This is a genomic window from Rhizobium sp. PK7-22, from assembly GCF_056530405.1.
This window is the reverse complement of sequence record NZ_CP096513.1, coordinates 845601-865294: the sequence shown is the minus strand read 5'-3', so window position 1 is coordinate 865294 and position 19694 is coordinate 845601. Positions and strand designations below refer to the sequence as shown.

Here is a 19694-nt window from a genome sequence, read left to right as displayed (position 1 = left end):
CGTGGTCAATGCGCTGCCGAGTGCGAGAAAACATTGATGATAACGACGCCAGCAATAATGAGCGCTAGACCCACAACTGCCGGGACGTCGAGCTTCTGATTGAAGACCAGCAGACCAATCAATGATATGAAAACAATGCCCAGGCCACTCCAGACGGCATAGACGATGCCGACGGGCATGGTCTTAAGCGCATGAGACAGCAAGTAAAAGGCGCCTCCGTAGCACAGCCCCATGATCAGCGTTGGCATGAGTTTGGTGAACTGCTCTGACTTTTGCAGATAGGTCGTCCCGACGACCTCCAGAAGGATTGCCGCAGCCAAGGCCAGATATGTTGCAGTTTCGGCTTTCAAAGATGGTTCCTCCCGGCTGATCTTCTATCTTGCGTATTCCACCAGGCCGGCATCAATGGCTTGCAGAAGGTCTTCCATAAGATCGTGAGGATCTTCAAGTCCCACTGATAGCCGGAGCAGACGGTCTGATATTCCGGCTGTAGAGCGCGCCGACGCGCCCATTCCCAAGTGCGTCATCGTCGCAGGATGCGCTATCAGACTTTCGACGCCGCCGAGGGATTCCGCCAGGGTAAACAGGCTCAGGGAGCTAATAAAAGCGCGCAAACCAGCCTCCCCAAGATTGATTTCGAAGCTCAGCATCGCGCCAAAGCCCTTTTGCTGTGATGACGCGAGTGTGTGGCCCGCATCGGTCGCAAGGCCGGGATAATTGACTTTCGCTACGGCGGGATGAGCTGCCAATAGATTGGCAATGGCTTCCGCGGAGCGCTGCTGTGCTTCCATCCGCGCTAACAGTGTTCTTAGCCCTCGCATGGTGAGATACGCGTCAAAAGGGGATCCCGTCACGCCTGTGATATTGGCCCAGGCGGCAAGCTCTTCGCCGTCTCCGCCATCCGCTGCTACCAGTGCGCCGCCGACGACATCTGAATGACCGTTGAGATATTTGGTGGTCGAGTGAATGACAAAGTCTGCGCCCAGGAGAAGAGGGGTCTGCAGCGCCGGGGAAAGAAATGTATTGTCGACTGCTAGCTTGGCTCCGGCAGCTTTTGCCATGGCGGCTATGGCTGCAATGTCGACGATTCTCATCAACGGATTCGACGGAGTTTCGGCAAGAACCAGCCGAGGCCGGTGCTCCATGGCTTCCTGAAGAGCGGTGTTGTTGTTCTGGTCGACGAAGACGGCCTTGAAGTGGCCGCGCTCGGATCTCTGTTGGATCAGCCTGTAACTGCCGCCATAGCAGTCGTGTGGTGCCAGCAGCAGATCGTTTGGCCGCAGTATCGAGAGCACCAGGTCCAAGGCAGACATACCTGATGCGGTCACGATTGCGGACGTTCCTCCCTCAAGAGTGGCGAGGGTCCTGGCGAGCTGATCCCGGGTGGGATTCCTGGTGCGGGAGTATTCGTGGAGCCGTGCCCGCCCAAATTCTTCAAAGGTGTAGGTGCTCGACAGATAGATGGGAGATGTCACCGCTCCGAAGGCCGTGTCTTCTGCGATACCCTGAGCTACCGAGATCGTTCGCGGTGACATCACTTTTGACATTGAAATCTCTTTCGCGTTCTTCGAATGATATGGTGTTGCCGGCCTTCTTACCACGATGCGAAATGCATCATGACGGGCGTAGGGCCCGGTGATGCGTGCTAGGCCGCCCTCTCGCCACTCGACTGGCGAACAGGAAGTTGCTTTAGCGTTGCGGCGAGGAGATCAGTCTGCGAAATGAGACCGACTACGTGTTCCAGTTCATCTACAACGATGACTGCATGGCGCTGACCATCAGTCAGTGCGGAGGCCAGGCCGAGAGCAGGATCTGCTGGGGAGGCCGTGATAGCGGGCATGACGATTTCTGCCAATGTGCCGTTCCTGGTCGCAATCTCCCGTAGGCCAACTGTTCCCGCCAGTCGCCCATCTGCGCCGACTACAGGCAGTGTTCGGACATTGTGCTTGAGCAGCAGCCAACGGGCCTGATCAGCGGTGCGATCTATTCTGACTGAAATAACGTCTCTCGACATAATGTCTTCGCAGCGGATGTGATCGTTCGATCGTGCCGTGGCCTCGAGTTCCACCTGCCGAAGCAATCTGCTGAGGTCCTCGCGGTCGATGTCGAATGCCTCGTTCAGCTTGTTTAAGGCAGCATCGATATCCGTCTCATCGAATCCCAGGCGTTGATCCGAAGGCGCGTCCCTGGTTTGATGAACATTCACGACAGGCGCGGCAAGGTGCGGATAGTTGTGACGAGAAAGCTTGTGGAAGAGGATCCCCAATGCAACGAGGATACACGAGTTTAGGGCGACTGGAACGAACGGAAAGAGAAGTCCCCACTTGGCGACAGCCGATCCGCCGATAACGGCAGTCAACGCCGCCGCACCTCCTGGGGGATGAAGGCAACGGGTAAACGACATGGCGGCAATAGCCAGAGAGACGCCGACGCCCGTTGCCATGACTGGGTCGTCGATCAGCATGCCTGAAATCACTCCGATCAAAGCCGAAATGGTGTTTCCTCCGACGATCGGCCACGGCTGGGCCAATGGGCTGGAAGGAACTGCGAAAAGTAACACTGCAGAAGCGCCCATCGGGGCAACAAGCAAAGGCAGATGGTTGGGACTGTCGCCGAACAACCAGCCCGAAAGCAAACCTGTTAGCGCAATCGCAGTGAGGGCGCCGAGGCAGCCAAGAAGCCGATCCTTTAGCGTCGCGCCCAAAAGGATTGGTTGAAATATCCGACGGTGATAGCGCGTTCGGTTCTTCTGTGACTTGAAAAATGACATCAGCGGAGAGACCTGGAACTAGTGGGGAAGAACGGGTGCTGACGGACCGATTGAGGATTGCGAGACAACAACCTGTTCAAACATCCCGTACAACTCGCTGGGTTGTTCGGGCCTGCTTACGAGGACGGTCTCGATACGAGCGATCTCATGTTTTGTAACGTCGGAAGCCCAGTTCAACATGTTCAAGACGCTTTCTGGAACGACGCCCACTGCGTTGCCACTTAGAACGGTGGCAAGAATCGAATGATAGGATGTCATCTCAAGCGTTTGCACGTACCGTGCTCGCCTAAGCCACTTCTCCGCAACGATGCGATAGGTGCAGCCCGGCTCCAGCGCCGCCAAGACGTCAAACTGAACTTCATCCGGCCCACCAAGGGCCGGATGGTTCGCGGGCATAATAAGAAGAAGGCGCTCCTCATAGACCGGAATTGCGCGAAGGCCGCTCAAGTCGACGTTTTTTTGCCAATCCGGCTGCATTTCCATGGGTGGTCTCGCGATGAAGGCGCAGTCCAGATCCTGCGACAACACCCCGTCGATTAGCTCTCGAGTCGCTGCAATGGTCAGCGGCAGATAGGCCGACGGGTATGTATCGGCGAACTGTCTGAGAACGGGAGGCAATCGGCTGGCAGCCGTGCTTTCCATCGTGCCAATCCTCAAGACGCCTGCGCCTGCAGACGGCTTTACTGCCAGCCGTGCTTCGGCAGCGAGCGCGGCAATGCGCTTGGCGTACGACAAGAACAGGTGCCCCTCGCGCGTCAGTGTCATTTTCTTCCCCTCACGACTGAACAGAAGCACTCCAAGCTCTTCTTCCAGTTGTTGGATTCGCGTCGTGACGTTGGAGGAGGCGCGTCCGAGCTGACGGGCGCCACGCGTGACGCTCGTCTGTTCCGCAACCGCTAGGAAGATGTCGAGTGATGTCAGTTGCAATTATTGCTCTCGATTCAGGAATTAAGATCGGTTATTATTCTCCGAATGCATGAATCGAGCAAGGGCCTGATGAAGGCTCCCGTTCGAAAAAGGGTACTCTAGAAGGATTGGTTTTCTCTATGTCCGACCGTCCCGAGGATCCCCATCCAGAGTATGCTTCGCCTGCGTGTCTGATGCACGAGGTGGATCCAGTCTACATGGGGGTCGATCCGGTCCCCGTCGATATCGTCGCATGGCGGCGGGTGGAGCGGCGTCGACTGATCGAAATGAGGGCGCAGTGGCCACTGGCGGAGCGGGCGCAGCGAACACAAGCGATCTGTCGTAGACTGGACGCTCTGCTGCCTCGCCCCTTGCAGAAGACGGTCAGTTCGTTTTGGCCAATCATGGGTGAGCCTGATCTGCGCGAATGGATGTCGCTGCTGCAGGCTGGGGGAGCGATCCCTCTCTTGCCTGTAGTCCTCAAGAAAGGGTATCCGTTGGTCTTCCGCCACTGGCTGAAAGGCGATCCGCTAGAGCCTGGCCTCTTCAACATCCCGGTTCCGGTACGCATCGAAGAACGACGGCCGGAGATTATAATCGCTCCTGTCGTGGGTTTCGATGGCAACGGCTACAGGCTTGGCTTTGGCGGCGGCTACTTTGACCGCACTCTTGCAGCGCTTGACTCCAGGACTCTTGTCATAGGTGTTGGGTTTGAGTTTCAGAAGATGGACACGATCTACCCTCAGGCACACGACATTCCGATGGATGTCATCATATCCGACAAGAGCAGCTGTGTGAGAGAGAAGTCACGCAGTTTCGTCTCCCGGTTCCTTGAGGTGTGAGGCAGGCCGTGGACGTCTGGATGATATCTCTGATTCAACCGCTGCTGCTTGTCACCGCAATTGGCCTCACCTGGGCTCACTTCGTTGCGATCTTCGATCCGCGCCTGAAGATGGAGCCGCCGCCTCTCGCTGTTGCTACTGTTGCGACCTCCGTTGCTCTCACCGCACTGTCGACAGCCTATAGGCAACATGGCCCTTTGATCGGTACCCTGATCACCACCACGGGCTGCCTAGCCGCAGCCCTGTGCGAGTCTCACGTGAAGAAGAGTTTGGCGCTTTCAATCGCGGCAACCGCCCTGTTTTATCAGCAAGTCTAGATGATCGGAGCAGATCATGTTGTACCTTCCAGACCTGCCGGACCGGTGGAACCCTTGGTTCGCGTGGCATCCCGTTCTTGTCGCTGGTGAAGGAATTTTCTGGCTCGAGCTTGTCTGGCGCCACAAGCAGATCGAATGTGGTCGCTGGCACTATAGGAATCATGGGTTTCTGAGCGAACGACAGGTTAGCGACGCAGGCATCCCAATCTGCGAGGGCTGCTAGGGGATATCTACCACGCGGAATGGAATTTGGCTAGTTGTTCACCTGAACCGAGATCGATGGGTGAGCGGCTGCTGGTGGTGGCGCAGGGCACGTTGCCTGGAATTTCGATGTAACGAAGGCATCTGCCGCGGCAACCTGCGGCACGGTACATCTAGGCTCAGGACCTATTAATTTGGCTTGAGATGTGATTCACGGTCTCCAGAAGGAGGCCGTGATGACTGATTTGTTTCTATTGAGCGAGCGCCAGATGGCGCGGATTAAGCCGTATTTCCCTTTGACACACGGCGTCCCACGCGTTGATGATCGGCGCGTCGTCAGTGGCATCGTTTACGTTATCAAGCATGGCCTGCAATGGAAGGATGCGCACAGGGAATACGGTCCGCACAAGACGCTTTACAACCGCTTCATCCGCTGGAGCAGGCTCGGCGTCTTCGATCGCATCTTCGCGGCCTTGGCCAGCGAAGGACCCAGGCCCGACCGTATCATGATTGATGCCGCCCATCTGAAAGCCCACCGGACAGCAGCCAGTCTGCTAAAAAAGGGGCTGTTCCCCGCCGCATCGGGCGCACCAAAGGCGGATTAAACTCAAAGCTTCACACCGTCTGCGACGGTGACGGCCGTCCCATCATCATGCTCTTGAGCGAGGGGCAGATGAGTGACCACAAAGGTGCAGGCCTCGTGCTGGATGCCTTGCCGTCAGCTAAAACGCTGATTGGCGATCGAGGCTATGACAGCACGAAATTCAGGGAGGCATTGCAACAGAAGGGGAGTGAGCCCTGCATCCCGTCCAGCCGCAGCCGTAAGGTGCCATATCCCTACGACAAGACGCTCTACCGACAGCGCCACAAGGTCGAGAACTTGTTCGCAAAGCTTAAGGATTGGAGGCGCATCGCAACACGCTACGACCGATGCGCCCACACCTTCTTCTCGGCAATATGCATCACTGCAACCGTAATCTTCTGGCTGTGATCAATGAGTCCTGAGCCTAGGCTAGCCAATTCACGTAACAGGTCGTCGCAACAGAGGTACTGCAGAGGGAACAAGAACGAGCGGTCTTCTTTGTGGTTTCGTAACGATCAGATGCATTGTATGGGGCAGGAAGTTGAGCGGATCGATTCTTCCTGTAGGTATCGAGAAGCCAGAACTTAATTCGTCGTCGTCCTGCGCGTTGGGATCAGATGGCGGCAAGAGGTGGTGCAAGTAATGGTCAACGTCGATGAAAAGCTCGAGCCGATCCTTCAGGAGGTCCTGAGGCGAAATGCGGGTGAGCAGGAGTTCCACCAGGCCGTGCGAGAGGTACTGGAGAGCCTGGGGCGCGTCATAGCCAAGCATCCTCGCTACCTTGAGAACGCTCTCATCGAACGTATCTGCGAGCCGGAACGGCAGATCATTTTCCGGGTCCCATGGGTCGATGACCAGGGGCAGGTCCAGATCAACCGCGGCTTCCGGGTGCAGTTCAACTCGGCGCTTGGCCCATATAAGGGCGGCATTCGGTTTCATCCGTCCGTCAATGTCGGTATCATCAAATTTCTCGGCTTCGAGCAGACCTTCAAGAATGCTTTGACCGGTCTGCCGATCGGCGGCGGTAAGGGTGGCTCTGACTTCAACCCGCGAGGCCGCACCGATGGTGAAATCATGCGCTTCTGCCAATCCTTTATGACGGAACTTCATCGTCATATTGGGGAATATACCGACGTCCCGGCCGGCGACATCGGCGTGGGCGGGCGGGAAATCGGATACATGTTTGGCCAGTACAAGCGGCTGACCAACCGATATGAGGCGGGCGTCCTGACAGGGAAGGCGCTGTTCTACGGCGGCTCACGCGCCCGAACCGAAGCGACAGGCTACGGCAACACCTATTTCGTTCAGTCCATGCTGGCGACGAAGGGGCAGAGCTTCGACGGCAAGCGGGTCGTCGTTTCAGGCTCAGGCAATGTCGCGGTCTACACAATTGAAAAGGTGCAGTCCTTCGGCGGCAAGGTCCTGGCAGTGTCCGACAGTTCCGGGTACGTCGTGGACGAGAATGGTATCGACCTGAAGCTCCTCAAGGAGATCAAGGAAGTTCGTCGCGCCCGTATTTCCGACTACCTCCGCGCCAAGGGGGAGGGTAAGGGTGTTTACTTTGTCAATGCGGACGCAGGATCGATTTGGGATGTCGCATGTGACGTGGCTATGCCATCGGCTACCCAGAATGAGCTGACTGGCAAGGATGCCAAGACGCTCGTCGAGAACGGCGTAATCGCCGTCGGCGAGGGTGCGAACATGCCCTCCACGCCTGACGCGATCCGCCTCTTCCAGGAGGCCGGCGTCCTCTTTGCGCCAGGCAAGGCCGCCAACGCCGGCGGTGTGGCGACCTCTGCTCTTGAGATGCAGCAGAATGCGTCCCGCGACAGTTGGACATTCGAGCAAACCGAGGCGCGGCTTGCCAACATCATGCGCAACATTCACGACACGTGCGCCGGGACAGCTGAGGAATACGGCGCGCCCGGTGATTATGTGCTCGGGGCGAACATCGCAGGCTTCGTTCGCGTTGCTCAGGCTATGGATGCACTCGGCGTGATTTGATGAATCCGCAAGAATGATCTGAGCCGCCGAGAGATTAGCCAGTGCGCTTGCGAACCTCCATTATTTCTTGGGCGGATCTAACAGGGCCGACGCCATGCATTCCGATCTCACCGCCAGAGCAGCACACTCCGCCACCATCCACGAACATGCGAGCGCTGAGATGAGGGCGATCGGCGTCGAGGCTTTCATAGCACGCCTCGCCAAAGCACTTTATCAGCGCGTGCGCGCACGCGCCGAACTCGGTTTCTGTTTGACGCACGGCTGCCGGGCGCTGGCCGCAGAACATGGAAAGATGACCGCCTTCTGGTCCTCCGGCGCCTAGCCGTTCCAGGCGCACCTCGGCATTGTCCAGATGACGGCGGACCTCTTTCATCAATGGCTGGCGCTGGCTTCCGAAGCCCTCGACGCCATTGCTCGCGGCCGGAAACCAAGACCAGGTTCATGGCAACCGCCGAGCGCATCGCCAAAAGCCTGATGCTCTCGCTGTTCTACAACCCTGCGCTTGACGATCCGCTCTTGCGCGGCAGCTAACGCCAAATTGGCCGCAGCCTGCCTTGCTTGACTTCGCCGCCTATCGAGGCCATGTTCAATCTATGTTGACCAAGCGCCATAACAATTCTAAGCGGGCATGCCTTATCGCAGGCATATGACCCCGGCCAGGTCGCGTCGCGCCCTGGTCGCGGGGCAGGCTTGCTTTCCGCAGTGTGGTTGAAGCAGGCACAGAAGCGACAGTCATCTCATCTCACATCACATCCGACACCGCAGTTGCTATGACGCAGCCGCGCTCAGCGAGGACACCAGCAATGGCTCCCGAAAAGATATCTCATCGCAAGCCGGCCATCACGGTCACTCAATCCGACCACGAGCGTCTCGCGCGGCTTGCGGAGGCGCATGCTGCGCGGAATCCGGCAGTCTCTGAAGAACTCCTGGCAGAGCTCGACCGAGCCCGTATTGTTCAGGATGGCAAGATTGGGGTCGGCGTGGTCCGAATGGGCTCCACCCTCCGTTTTACCAGCGATCTCGGTGAAGACCGCACCGTAACCCTCGTCTTTCCCGGCGAGGCCGATATTGCCGCCGGCAAGGTTTCGATCCTCACTCCCATTGGCGCAGCGCTGATCGGCCTTTCTACCGGGCAGTCGATCGACTGGATCGCCCGAGACGGGCGCGCCCATCGCCTCACCGTAGAAAGCGTTGAGGCGCCCGCAAGCTCTGCATCCTTGCCGGCCGGCGCGGAATTTCGGGCTGCATCATGATGGCTTGTCCGCTGCCTTGCCGGCTTTCGCTATATGGAGGCTGCCTTATCGCAGGATAATTGCCCCTGCACCGCCTCGCGCGGGCAGGGGATCTCCCGGTCATGTTCATGTGCATGCTCCCGCATCGGAGCGAAGGAGAACTGCGATATGTCTAACGACAACTTCATCCTTTCGACAAAGGATTTTACTATTCTCGAGGCGATGGGCGACAATCCGTTCGGTCGTTACGACCTGCTTGTGCCGCTCATCCGCCGCAAGATCGACAGGGCCATCGTCGTGTTCCGGGACGATCTCCCGCGTGAGATTGCCAGTATCAACAGCCGGGTCGCTTTCAGCGTCAACGGCGGTGAAAGCGACACCCGAGTGCTTTCAACCGGTCAGCTGGCCGCTTCGGTCGGCATGGTGCTCCCCATCACGACCGTGCGTGGTCTGGCTCTTCTCGGTCTTGGCGAAGGACAGGAGATTGTCTGGACCAACGTCGACGGCGTCGAGGAGCGCATCCTGCTCCACAAGGTGGAATACCAGCCGGAGGCGTCGCGGCGCGAACGCCAAGCTTTCGGCCGGCAAACCGTCCCCCTAAAGCATAAGCCCATGCTGCGCATCGTGCCTGGCGGGATCAGCCAGGCGCACGGTCCGATCCCCGTCTCGTCGGATGGGCATGACGATCCGGGTCCCTCGGCTGCCTGAGCCGCCCGGTCAACATAGGAAGTTGCGTGCCCGGCACAGGGCGCGCGACTGCGCCAGAAAAGAAAGACAATCGAGCATGTCAAATAACTTCCCTGCGCCGGACGTGCGTCGCACAGCGTTCGCTCATGGCCTCTTCTGGATGGGGCTCAGCATGGTATCCTTCATCGGCATGTCGGTTGGCTCACGCGAACTGGCGGCGACGCTGTCCATCCAGCAGGTGCTGTTCTTCCGCGCACTCGTGGGGCTCTTTGTCATCTTGCTGTTTGGCCGCGCCCTCCTCCCGGAGCTTCGCAACGGAAAGCTGATCCGGCTGCATTTCATGCGCAATATCGTGCATTTCTTTGCCCAGTATCTGTGGACGATCGGGGTTGTCCTGCTGCCGCTCGCCTCCGTCTTTGCGCTCGAATTCACGATGCCGATCTGGGTCGCATTTTTCGCGTTTCTGTTCCTCAAAGAAAGACTGACGACGGCGCGGCTGATGGCCACTGTCGCCGGCTTCATCGGTGTCCTCGTCATCGTCCGCCCCGGCATCGGTATGGTCGATCCGGCCGCTGGGCTGGTGCTGATCGCCGCTGCCGGTTACGGTCTGTCGCTGATCTTCGTCAAACAACTGACGCGTCAGGTTTCGCCAGGCGCCATTGTCGTCTGGATGATCCTCATCCAACTGCCGCTCGGTTTCCTGGCCTCGCTCACCGACTGGCGCGCCGTCCATCTCACGGATGTCCCGTGGATGCTGCTCGCCGGCCTCGGTGCGCTCGCCGCCCATTACTGCCAGGCGCAGGCACTCAAACGTCTCGACGCCTCCGTCGTCATGCCGATTGACTTCCTGCGCGTGCCGATGGCCGCGATCGTCGGCTACTACGCCTACGCCGAAGCCATCGATCTGTGGGTTTTCCTCGGCGGCGGGATAATTCTGTTTTCCAATTATCAGGCGGTGATGACGGAGCGCCGGTTGGCGATAACGTAAGGTGCCTGAGGATCGGGTGGCGCGCTGCATTACGGTCGAAACTGTGAGCAGCCGACGTTCTCATCGATGCAGGCACGGCCTTCGGCGAGCGCCCCGCGATCTACAAAATGTTTGGCCTCCGGCTTGTGCCAACCTTTCGTTAACGCCGGTGGAGCATTGTTCGACAGCTGAAGCAGCCGCTGGACGGGGCGTGCCTGGACCCACCTACTAGCGAGGTTCAAGTTGCAAGAGGCGGCGAGAAGGTGCTCGTCCGCTGCCTGTGAAGCGTCTCCGTCCGGCCGCTGGCGAGCGCAGCACAGTATGCCGAGACGGCAGCGTGCGGATCGTGCGCCTGGTGCTATGTTCACCGGCATGTTGCGCGACTGCGTCTCCTCCGAATGAAAGGAGGATCATCGTGGGAGCCCAAGATGATTTGAAGAGAAGGACAAGCATGATGTGGACGAAAGCAGGCAAGCGCGTTTCGCTGGCCTTCCTCCTCTTCGGACTTGGTGTCCTTGTTCCGGGAGCTTCCGGAGCTCAGACCTTACAGCAACCTGAAAACTCGCATGCAAGACAGTACCGCGACGGTTGGGACTGCGACCGCGGGTACCACCGGGTTGATCATCAGTGCGAAAAACTTGCCGTGCCCGCTCACGGGTACCTTGATGCCTCGGGATCGGGTTGGGACTGCAGGCGCGGCTTTCGGCAGAACGGCAATAGATGCGAGTTGGTCATGGTCCCGACTAACGGATTTCTCGATCGCACCGCGGCTAGTGGATGGTCTTGCGAAGGGGGGTTTCGATCGCGCGGCAACGCATGCGCCGCTGTTGTGGTTCCTGATGACGCTTTCCCAACCTTTGCCACTTACGGCTCCGGTTGGCGATGCAAATACGGGTTCAGGCGGGCAGGAGAGGCCTGCCAGAAGGTTGTGCTGCCCGAAAATGCCTATTTGGTCGAAGCCACGCGCGGGCGCGGCTGGCAGTGCCGCAGGGGTTTTCAGCGATCTGGCGAAACCTGCGAAAGAATCCGGCTGCCAAGAAATGCTTTCCTGAAACCTGGAGGGCAGGTATGGGAATGCATCCGAGGTTACAGGCGGTCAGGTGAGCAGTGTCAGAGGTTGATCCTGCCTGACAACTCCCATCTTGGCTACGCGGGACATAGCTGGGCTTGTGACCGGGGCTTCATCTTGACAGATGGCCGATGCGTTCTTGCTAGCGGGTCAGAACATGGAACAGTCGGTACAGATGGCAACAGTTGAGATTTGAGCGGACTGGCGGTATCGGGGAGCGGCTATCCGGCGAGGTAAGTAGCGCTGATGGACGTAGCACTCGGCTACTCAAAGGCAAAGGCTGTGACCATGAAAGGCTGGATCAAATGCCTGAAAGAAATCGTGGAATCATTAGTCTGTCGACTAGCTCGTTGGCCTGACACTCTATCTCGTTGCGGCATGTGTCGCTTGGCACCTAACCGTGAGAATGCGGTCGCTTTGATCCAGCTTGGCAGTTAATTTGAGCATCGTGCCAGGAAGATTCTCAAATCAACTGCATTTGCGATGACGCGGTTGATCGGCAGGTACTGCTGCTTATGATCTCTTCGATGGCACTCCTAAAGCGCGCTTTGTTCTCCCCCATCATTTGCCCGCATAGCAACTCAAGCATCTCGGGCCCGGAACGTTCAACGATTGCTACTCCGGCCAGCAGAGCCGGCCGAAGATGCAGTGACAGAATTGGGATTGCAGACGACTGTAGGCTCTGCCGTTCAACAGCATCATCGAGATCTGGAATGAGTGCGCCGAGCACCCTGTAGCGCCAGGGCTGATAGTCTTCGAGGCTGTGTTTCGTCCCTCGTCGCATCAGCAGAAGTTGTGCGATCTTGGCTGACGATGCCCAGGTTCGGACTCCGCGTTCGGCCTCATTGTGAAGCAGCCTCTCTCCCGCAAGAGCAATAGCATGGTAGCTGCCGAAGGCAGAGCGGCGGCCAGGCGCGGCGAGGTAAGCGAGCGACGCACCGCAAAGGGTGCAGGTGATACGCCAGCCGAGAAGCTGACTTCGTAGAACTAGCCTCGGTTTCGTCTCTGGGGGACGACAGGCTGAGCATGACTGTATCGCCCCCTTTGCAATCAGGCACCGAGACGACTCCGCCACATTTGTGAAGGTGGTGTGGCGTATCGTTGCCGGATCGGCGCGGAGCATGCGTGCCAGGCGGAGTGTCAATCGGCGCGCAAAGTTGACCCCATATCGGCGTCCAATATTGGCTCTGACTCACATTTGCTGCTGTTGCGGGCGACGCTTTTGCTGATTCACCGGAGGATCAGCAATGCAACATCGATTTCAGCGCACGAGCCTCGCTCCGCCCGGCTTTGCCGTAGACGAAGTGAAGGTTCTTTGGTGCGATGCCGTTCTGTGCGGACGGCGCATCTTCAGCGAACAGTTCGATGGTAGCGTGTTGGCTCGTTACGGTCGGCGCACCCAGAGGCTCGAGACAATTGTCCACCACCTCGGCTTGGCGCTCGGCGGCAGACCCGCTGCGGCCTTCGCCACTCGTCTGATGGTTCCAGTGAGCAACGACACGCTGCTGCGGGTGGTGCGCCGCCGCACTGCTCACCAGAACAATGAACTCACCGTCATAGGCATTGATGATTTTGCCTTCAGGCGCGGCCAAACCTACGGAACGATCGTTTGCGATCTGGAGCGGCGGAGGCCTGTCACCCTGTTACCGGATCGTGCGCTGGATACGTCTCGGACCTGGCTTGCCAAGCATCCGTCGATATCAATCGTCGCTCGCGATCGAGGCGGTGGCTATGGTGAGGCCATCGCGAAGGCTTTGCCTGATGCTGAGCAGGTCGCTGATCGTTGGCATTTGATGGAGAATTCCAGCCGGGCCTTTCTCGATGCCGTCGGCAAGTCGATGCGCCAGATCAGGCAGGCGGTCGGCAGCAATGTCGTTGATCCCAAGCTTTTGACCTATGCTGAGAAACTGCAGTACGAGGGATATCTGCGCCGCCAGGAGACGAACGAGGCGATCCGGGAACTGTCGAAGAAGGGAACGTCGATTCGACAAATCGTCCGGCAAACCGGCCATAGCCGGAAGATTGTCCGCGACGTTTTGAGGGGTCAGCGCCTCGATGTCTTCCGGACACGGCCCAGTTCTCTGGATAGCTGGCTGCCGTGGCTCAACAGCCGCTGGGATGAAGGCGTGCGGAATGCATTGGCGCTCTGGCGGGAGATGAAAGCGAAGGGCTTTCCGGGACAGAGTGGGGTCGTCTCGCAATGGGCCCAGAGGCGACGCCTTGCGGAGAAGGCCAACCAGAGCGGGCTTGTGCGAACGCCATCCTCGCGGGTCATCGCCCGGCTGATGACAACCTTACGCGATGACTTGACGAAACCTGAAGCGATCCTCGTTGCAGCTATCGAAGTGAACGTTCCGGAACTGATAGTCGCCCGTACGGCCATTGGCGACTTCCAATCGATGATCCGCTTGAGGACGGCGCGAAAGCTCGATGAATGGCTTGAAGTTGCAAAGGACAGCCTGGTCGGATCGTTCGCCGGTGGTGTTGCGAAAGACCTCAATGCCGTGAGAAACGCAATCATATCACCTTGGTCGAACGGACAAACGGAAGGTCAGATCACGCGATTGAAGCTTATCAAACGCCAAATGTATGGGCGAGCCAAACTCGATCTGCTGCAGGCCCGATTGATCGGTGCTTCGTAAGTCTGACGCCAGCAAAAGTGCGTCAGAGCCAATTTTGCACGCCGAAACACAGACAAGAAGAGGCCTGCGCGGCGTCAAGCTGGCTGTTTCCGATGCCCATGAAGGCATCAAGGCGGCTGTATCCAAGGTTCTTGCCGCCACCTGGCAGCGCTGCAGAGTCCACTTCATGCGCAACGCTCTGGCTCATGCCGGAAAAAGCGGACGCCGTGTCGTCTCCGCCTTTATCGCCACGGCTTTTGCTCAGGACACACCGGAGGCGGCAAGCAGTCAATGGCGCAATGTCGCCGATCAGATCAGGCCTAAGGTGCCGAAACTCGCCACGCTCATGGACAGCGCCGAGCAGGACGTGCTCGCCTACATGACCTTTCCCAAGCCGCACTGGGCCAAGCTACATTCCACAAACCCGATCGAGCGCCTCAACGGCGAGATCAAACGGCGAACGGAGGTAGTCGGCATCTTTCCCAACGATGACGCCATCGTCAGACTGGTCGGTGCCTTGCTCCTCGAACAAAACGACGTGTATGGACCGCTCCCGGTTTGCAAGGAGTAATTTGAACGTCACGGCAGACACGGTGCTTGCGGTCGTGTATCCGGCCTGTCTGTGCGAGCCGCTAGGCCGCTGGCCTTGATGGTATTCGCGGATCGGCGGCCAGACAAATGGACGAGCTCATATGGCTCGCATCGTTTCATGGGCCTTTGCCGAACCCGGATCATACCGGTTTGCCATCACATTCGCTTACCCTCGCAAGCCAGCACTGATCATAGGAACAGTGCTGGAGCTGTTATGCTGCAGACGGTGCCGCAGCAATTGGTTTGCGGTACTTCTCTTCACGCGTCAGCATTGCCCACAAGGCGCGTGCCGTTTTGTGCGCGACGGCGACAGCGGTGACGTTGGTCGGCCTGCGTGCCGCGAGCGCAAGCAACCATGGACGAGGCGTCACGTTTTTTCGGAACAGCGTTCCGACAATCGCTCTCGCGCCATGGATAAGAAGCGCCCGCAGATATCTGTCCCCTCCCTTGCTGATCCTGCCAATACGCTCCTTCTTGCCGCTGGCATGCATCCTGGGAGTCAGCCCGAGCCAGGCCGCAAAGTGTCGTGCTGATTGGAACTGACGGCCGTCTCCCACAGCTGCGACGATAGCGCTTGCAGTGATCGGGCCCACGCCTGGTGCGGTCGCCAGCCGAAGGCTATCTTCGTTGTTCCTATGCCACTCGACAATCTGTCGTTCGACAGCAGCGATCTGTTCTTCGAGTACATCGATATGATCAAATAGGGTATTGATCGCTTGGCAGGCGATTGCTGGTATTTGGTCTGACGTCATTGCGTTCATGCGCTGCCGCAACTCTGATATGCGGTAGCGGCCTTTTGATGCGATCAGCCCAAACTCACCAACCAGTCCCCGCGCCGCGTTTATCGATGCTGTTCGTTGCCGAACCAGCAATGAACGAGACCGGTGCAGAACAAGCACCGCCTGCTGATCTCGGGTCTTGATTGGAACAAAACGCATGCTTGGCCGACCCGCCGCTTCACATATCGCCTCTGCGTCTGCCGCGTCGGTCTTATTCCGTTTGACATAGGGTTTGACGTATTGCGGCGGAATGAGCCGAACGTCATGTCCAAGAATAACCAGCTCGCGAGCCCAGTGATGGGCGCTGGAGCATGCTTCCATCGCGATCAGGCAAGGAGGCAGCTTGGCAAAATACGCGACCAATTCACTTCGTCCAAGGCGACGGCGCAGAACGGTTTGACCGGCCTCGTCAACGCCGTGCGCTTGAAAGACTGTTTTTGCAAGGTCGAGACCAACGGTAACAACAGGCATGGAAACGCTCCTTCTGGCTAAAAGACACCGCTATATTCGCTGAGGGAAAGGGAGCGGTCCATACCATCAAATGGGCGGTCCAACGATCCGGCTACATGACACTTGAGACCATCGCCACGATGAGCGATGATCCTCTCATCAGCCTGCCAGCCGCAAGCTGATCCGATCCCGGCTCTGTCCGGAAGGCACGGCGACCGCCGAAGCTACACCACATAGCGTAATCGCTCAGGGCCTAGCCTTCCAGGCGGCGGCTCTCCACACTGTCCCTTGTCAACTGTGGCCAGTGTGCCGAAGCTATGAGGAGAACCGCCATGAAGTATTATGCCGGACTGGATGTCAGCCAGCAAACGACCTCAGTCTGCATCGTTGATGACGAGGGCACTGTTGTTGCCGAACGAAAGGTAGCATCGTGCCCGGACGCCATTGCTGAGGCGCTGGAGCCGTATGCAGTAACTCGTGCAGGACTTGAGACCGGTCCCCTGTCGGTCTGGCTATGGAATGGATTGAAGGAACGCGGCGTTCCCATCGTCTGCATGGATGCTCGCCATGCCAATGCGGCCTTAAAGATGATGCCTGCCAAGACGGACCGCAACGACGCCATCGGCCTGGCGCAGATCGTTCGTACGGGTTGGTGCAAGAGCGTTCATGTCAAGTCAACGGCAAGCCACGAAGCTCGGGCGCTCCTTGCCACTCGTAGCCAACTTGTACGAACCCGCTGTGACCTGGAGAACCAGATCAGAGGTGTCCTTCGCACCTTTGGTATCCTGTTTGGTAAACGGGTTGGTGGGTTCGCCAAGCGAGCCGAGGAAATCATCGACGGCGAGCTCCATGCGTCGCCGACAATCCAGGCTGTCGTGGAAGCACTGATGCGGGCACGTGCCAACATCCTTGAGCAGATCCGTCATCTCGAGGCGAAGGTTCGCTCGCTAGCGCGGCAGAACATCGTCGTCAGACGGCTGATGTCGGTCCCTGGTGTCGGTGTAATCACTGCGCTCGGCTTCGCCGCAACCATTGATGACCCGACACGATTCAAACGATCATCCAGCGCCGGAGCCTATCTTGGGCTGACACCTCGCATCTACGCCTCTGGTGAGACTATGAGATCCGGCCGGGTCTCAAAGCGGGGTGACGACTTTCTTCGACGCAGTCTATTTGAGGCTGCCAACGCGCTCCTGACAAGGATCCCGCAGTTCTCCGCTTTGAAGAGTTGGGGATTGCGCATCGCGCGGCGCGGCGGCTATCGCAAAGCTAAAGTTGCCGTGGCTCGAAAACTCGCCGTCATCCTTCATGCCATGTGGGTCTCCGGCGAGCCGTTCCGTTGGTCATCGCACGACCCGAGCGAGGTCGCATGAGCTACACCGAATATTCTGGTTAGCTGAGACCAGCGAGATCGTCCGGTCAGGACGATGGCGCAGTCGAGACCGATCCTACGAATGCGAGTGCTGGTTCGTCCAGATAACCGCGAACACCACATTGGTCGACTGAGCCTATCCAACGCCATGATGAGGCGGTCAAAGTGCCGACCTCGAAGAGAACCATGAGCCTGACCTGCGATGCCCACTGCGACCAGCTTGACAACCGCGATTAGAGAACGCTTCGGGACACGATCGTTGTTTGCGAGAGCGGGTGTCTTTCGAAATGTGATCAACGCCAGAAGATAGGGGCGGAGGTTGTCCACCACCCAATCCGGTGCGACGGGGACAATGCGGACATCGCAGTAGGTCGAGATCTTTTTCTGGAAATGGCGTCTGGAAAGGTCTTCGTTTGGCATGTGTCATTCCATATTTTCTCGGGGCCTCAGACCGAGGGCGTGCGGAATTAGGGGCAGGCGGTTAAGAATCCGTAAAGCTGGCGAGGACGACCCGGTAATCAAAAGAAGTCGTCGGACGTTCTCGTGAATTTTCTATAGGTTGACGCCGGCTCACTTCAGTTCGGTGATGTTCCGGCGAAGCATGCCTGAAAACTCCTTCAACCCGCCTTGATGAAGCGCATCGACGAACGCCTCAACCGATGGGATTGTCTTGCGCAGATTATGCCTCGCACTTCTGACACTGGAGATTAGCGCTTCCGGAAACGCCGCATGGAGATCGGTAAGGAAATCATCTGGCGACTTGCTGGTCACACCATGGGCGAGAAGGTTTCTCGCGGGAAAGTCCTTCAGGTTCCAGGTGACGATAACGGAGGCCTTCGCTGAAATGGCGGCTGCCAGAACATGCCGATCGTCGGGATCCGGTAACGTGAGCTCGTGCATCAACGGGCGATAGTCCGCCACGACTGCCTCTGGGAGGACTGCGTTCATCCGGTCGCGCGTGGCTTCAAGGCGGTCGATGGACAAACCTGGAGTGTTGGCGGCGAGATTGCGCATCCACTCATCATGTATATCGTCGGTCCAGCGCGCCTCGACGAGACCGTCGAAGGCGCACTGGATCAGAATGTTGCGCAGGTGGAAGGGGTAGAGGACGCAGGCATCGTAGACCGCGACGGGCGGATTAGAGGCCATAGGTCTCGAGCAGGTCCTCTGTGTCCTCGGCTAGCGCATCCATCGCCGTCTGTCGTTTGTCTAGATTCGACTTCAACGCGAGCACATCCTTAAGGAGGGCGCGGCGGTGTTTGCCCACGTAGCGGAATGGCAGATCGCCCCGGTCCATGCGCAAGACGACGAGCGGGCGGGAGATGCCGAGAATCGCTGAAATTTCGCTCGGGCTCAGTTCCTGGTCCTCGGCCAGCACGGCAACGCGCTCTCCCCGCAGCATGTGCGCCAGAAGGGCTTCAACAGCCGCGGCGGCCGAGGGCGGGATCGGGAGCGTCCGCTCCTTGCCACCTGCATCACGAACGTGGAGTTCCAGCCTGTCGCCGGCAACCAGCTTTGGTAAGGGCGTTGCTATTTTTCGGTCGCGATCTGACAGTCTGGCGAAATGAACAATCTGGCTGGCCATGACGATATCTCCTTAGCCGTCAATATAGCGAACAAGGCCTCTAACTGCAATAACTGAAAGTGCGGATTGGTTGCAATGGTGGGAATGGAGGGGCCGTTCTTCGGAACGCTGGTTCGATTCCCATCAAGGCGTCAGATTGCAGAACAAAGTAAGACCTTGGCCGAGGAAACCGGAGATGCGGACTCACCAGGCTGCAGCTATGGCACGCCAACCCATTCCTCAAACAAGAAGAGGCCGCCTCCACGGCCTCCCTTGCTCGGCTGATGATCTAAGGGGATACTCGGCCACCACCAGTTGGCGTCTTGATCATCCAAGGCTGAACGGCTGGCTGCTTGACGAGGATGCCCTTCTTCTGTCCGAAGGCACGGATAGCGTCCCGAGCCACACTCAAGGGCTTATGCCCGTCATGTGCCATGTAGCACGTCTTCAACGTTACATCGTGGAGCATGTCGCGCTCCCGTTCAGGCCAATCCTCCAGATAATCAATTGCATCTTCCAAAGATGCTATCTCCCGAACCAAGTCCCTCTTCTCCTTCAGATAGACCGGTCGATCGAACAGCGTTGAGATCATTTTTACCCTCACTGATTTTGGTTGGTGATCAACAAGGAAAGCGCTGGGGTCAGCGCCACGTACCGATCTGTGGTGTCTTGAAGATCCATTCAAGAGGAGGTTTGCTCGAATATTTACGGGCGGCGCCTGTTCAGGGATGGTCAACTG

At 58.1% G+C, this 19694-nt stretch carries 16 protein-coding genes and 3 pseudogenes; 11 read left to right on the top strand and 8 right to left on the bottom strand.

All coding sequences use genetic code 11. The features are described from left to right. Nucleotides 1-5: 5 nt before the first annotated feature. From M1E10_RS04370 to M1E10_RS04355, 4 genes are all read right to left on the bottom strand, one after another. A complete protein-coding gene (locus M1E10_RS04370) occupies nucleotides 6-350 on the bottom strand; it encodes a DMT family transporter (protein ID WP_499172901.1) in 345 nt (114 codons plus the stop codon). Nucleotides 351-374: 24 nt separating this feature from the next. After that, the gene (gene metB, locus M1E10_RS04365; protein WP_499172900.1) at nucleotides 375-1547 is read right to left on the bottom strand and encodes a PLP-dependent aminotransferase family protein; all 1173 of its coding nucleotides are present in this window, start codon (nucleotides 1545-1547) and stop codon (nucleotides 375-377) included. A gap of 98 nt (nucleotides 1548-1645) precedes the next feature. Then, a complete protein-coding gene (locus M1E10_RS04360; RefSeq protein WP_499172899.1) occupies nucleotides 1646-2770 on the bottom strand; it encodes an HPP family protein in 1125 nt (374 codons plus the stop codon). 18 nt (nucleotides 2771-2788) lie between these two features. Continuing rightward, on the bottom strand, nucleotides 2789-3697 hold the full coding sequence (locus M1E10_RS04355; protein ID WP_499172898.1) for a LysR family transcriptional regulator: 909 nt from the start codon (nucleotides 3695-3697) through the stop codon (nucleotides 2789-2791). Nucleotides 3698-3816: 119 nt separating this feature from the next. Here M1E10_RS04355 and M1E10_RS04350 point away from each other — a divergent pair, with 119 nt between their 5' ends. The 10 genes and pseudogenes from M1E10_RS04350 to M1E10_RS04305 all read left to right on the top strand — a co-directional run. Continuing rightward, nucleotides 3817-4518, top strand: coding sequence for a 5-formyltetrahydrofolate cyclo-ligase (locus M1E10_RS04350; protein WP_499172897.1), 702 nt, complete (start codon nucleotides 3817-3819; stop codon nucleotides 4516-4518). 8 nt (nucleotides 4519-4526) lie between these two features. Then, nucleotides 4527-4835: a hypothetical protein gene (locus M1E10_RS04345; protein WP_499172896.1), complete on the top strand. Its 309-nt coding sequence runs from the start codon at nucleotides 4527-4529 to the stop codon at nucleotides 4833-4835. A 437-nt stretch (nucleotides 4836-5272) separates the two neighbouring features. Next, nucleotides 5273-6027, top strand: a protein-coding gene (locus M1E10_RS04340) for an IS5 family transposase (RefSeq protein ID WP_499172895.1) whose coding sequence is annotated in 2 segments (ribosomal slippage) — nucleotides 5273-5606 and nucleotides 5606-6027 — 756 coding nt in all. Because the reading frame shifts where the segments join, the coding sequence is not laid out codon by codon here. 234 nt (nucleotides 6028-6261) lie between these two features. Then, nucleotides 6262-7623, top strand: coding sequence for a glutamate dehydrogenase (gdhA, locus tag M1E10_RS04335; RefSeq protein WP_499172894.1), 1362 nt, complete (start codon nucleotides 6262-6264; stop codon nucleotides 7621-7623). Between the two features lie 94 nt (nucleotides 7624-7717). Then, nucleotides 7718-8154, top strand: a pseudogene (locus tag M1E10_RS04330) (group III truncated hemoglobin). 272 nt (nucleotides 8155-8426) lie between these two features. Further along, nucleotides 8427-8876, top strand: a complete 450-nt coding sequence (gene rnk / locus M1E10_RS04325; RefSeq protein WP_499172893.1) for a nucleoside diphosphate kinase regulator — start codon at nucleotides 8427-8429, stop codon at nucleotides 8874-8876. Between the two features lie 147 nt (nucleotides 8877-9023). Further along, nucleotides 9024-9563 carry a GreA/GreB family elongation factor gene (locus M1E10_RS04320; protein WP_499172891.1) on the top strand — a complete coding sequence of 180 codons (540 nt, stop codon included), beginning with the start codon at nucleotides 9024-9026 and terminating at the stop codon, nucleotides 9561-9563. 76 nt (nucleotides 9564-9639) lie between these two features. Further along, nucleotides 9640-10530 (top strand): DMT family transporter, encoded by an 891-nt coding sequence (locus tag M1E10_RS04315; RefSeq protein WP_499172890.1) that lies wholly within the window; start codon nucleotides 9640-9642, stop codon nucleotides 10528-10530. Between the two features lie 2367 nt (nucleotides 10531-12897). Continuing rightward, nucleotides 12898-14220: pseudogene (locus M1E10_RS04310) on the top strand (ISL3 family transposase); the annotation flags it as partial. 55 nt (nucleotides 14221-14275) lie between these two features. Beyond that, nucleotides 14276-14737 (top strand): annotated as a pseudogene (locus M1E10_RS04305) (transposase); the annotation flags it as partial. Nucleotides 14738-15002: 265 nt separating this feature from the next. Here M1E10_RS04305 and M1E10_RS04300 read toward each other — a convergent pair. Beyond that, nucleotides 15003-16040: an IS110 family RNA-guided transposase gene (locus M1E10_RS04300; RefSeq protein WP_499172832.1), complete on the bottom strand. Its 1038-nt coding sequence runs from the start codon at nucleotides 16038-16040 to the stop codon at nucleotides 15003-15005. 311 nt (nucleotides 16041-16351) lie between these two features. Here M1E10_RS04300 and M1E10_RS04295 point away from each other — a divergent pair, with 311 nt between their 5' ends. Further along, the gene (locus M1E10_RS04295) at nucleotides 16352-17392 is read left to right on the top strand and encodes an IS110 family RNA-guided transposase (RefSeq protein ID WP_499172889.1); all 1041 of its coding nucleotides are present in this window, start codon (nucleotides 16352-16354) and stop codon (nucleotides 17390-17392) included. A gap of 569 nt (nucleotides 17393-17961) precedes the next feature. Here M1E10_RS04295 and M1E10_RS04290 read toward each other — a convergent pair. The 3 genes from M1E10_RS04290 to M1E10_RS04280 form a co-directional block, all read right to left on the bottom strand. Next, the gene (locus tag M1E10_RS04290) at nucleotides 17962-18540 is read right to left on the bottom strand and encodes a PIN domain-containing protein (RefSeq protein WP_499172888.1); all 579 of its coding nucleotides are present in this window, start codon (nucleotides 18538-18540) and stop codon (nucleotides 17962-17964) included. After that, on the bottom strand, nucleotides 18530-18976 hold the full coding sequence (locus M1E10_RS04285) for a MerR family transcriptional regulator (protein WP_499172887.1): 447 nt from the start codon (nucleotides 18974-18976) through the stop codon (nucleotides 18530-18532). Before M1E10_RS04285 ends, M1E10_RS04290 begins: the two co-directional genes overlap by 11 nt. A 268-nt stretch (nucleotides 18977-19244) precedes the next feature. Then, nucleotides 19245-19547, bottom strand: coding sequence for a DUF982 domain-containing protein (locus M1E10_RS04280; protein WP_499172886.1), 303 nt, complete (start codon nucleotides 19545-19547; stop codon nucleotides 19245-19247). Between the last annotated feature and the right edge of the window lie 147 nt (nucleotides 19548-19694).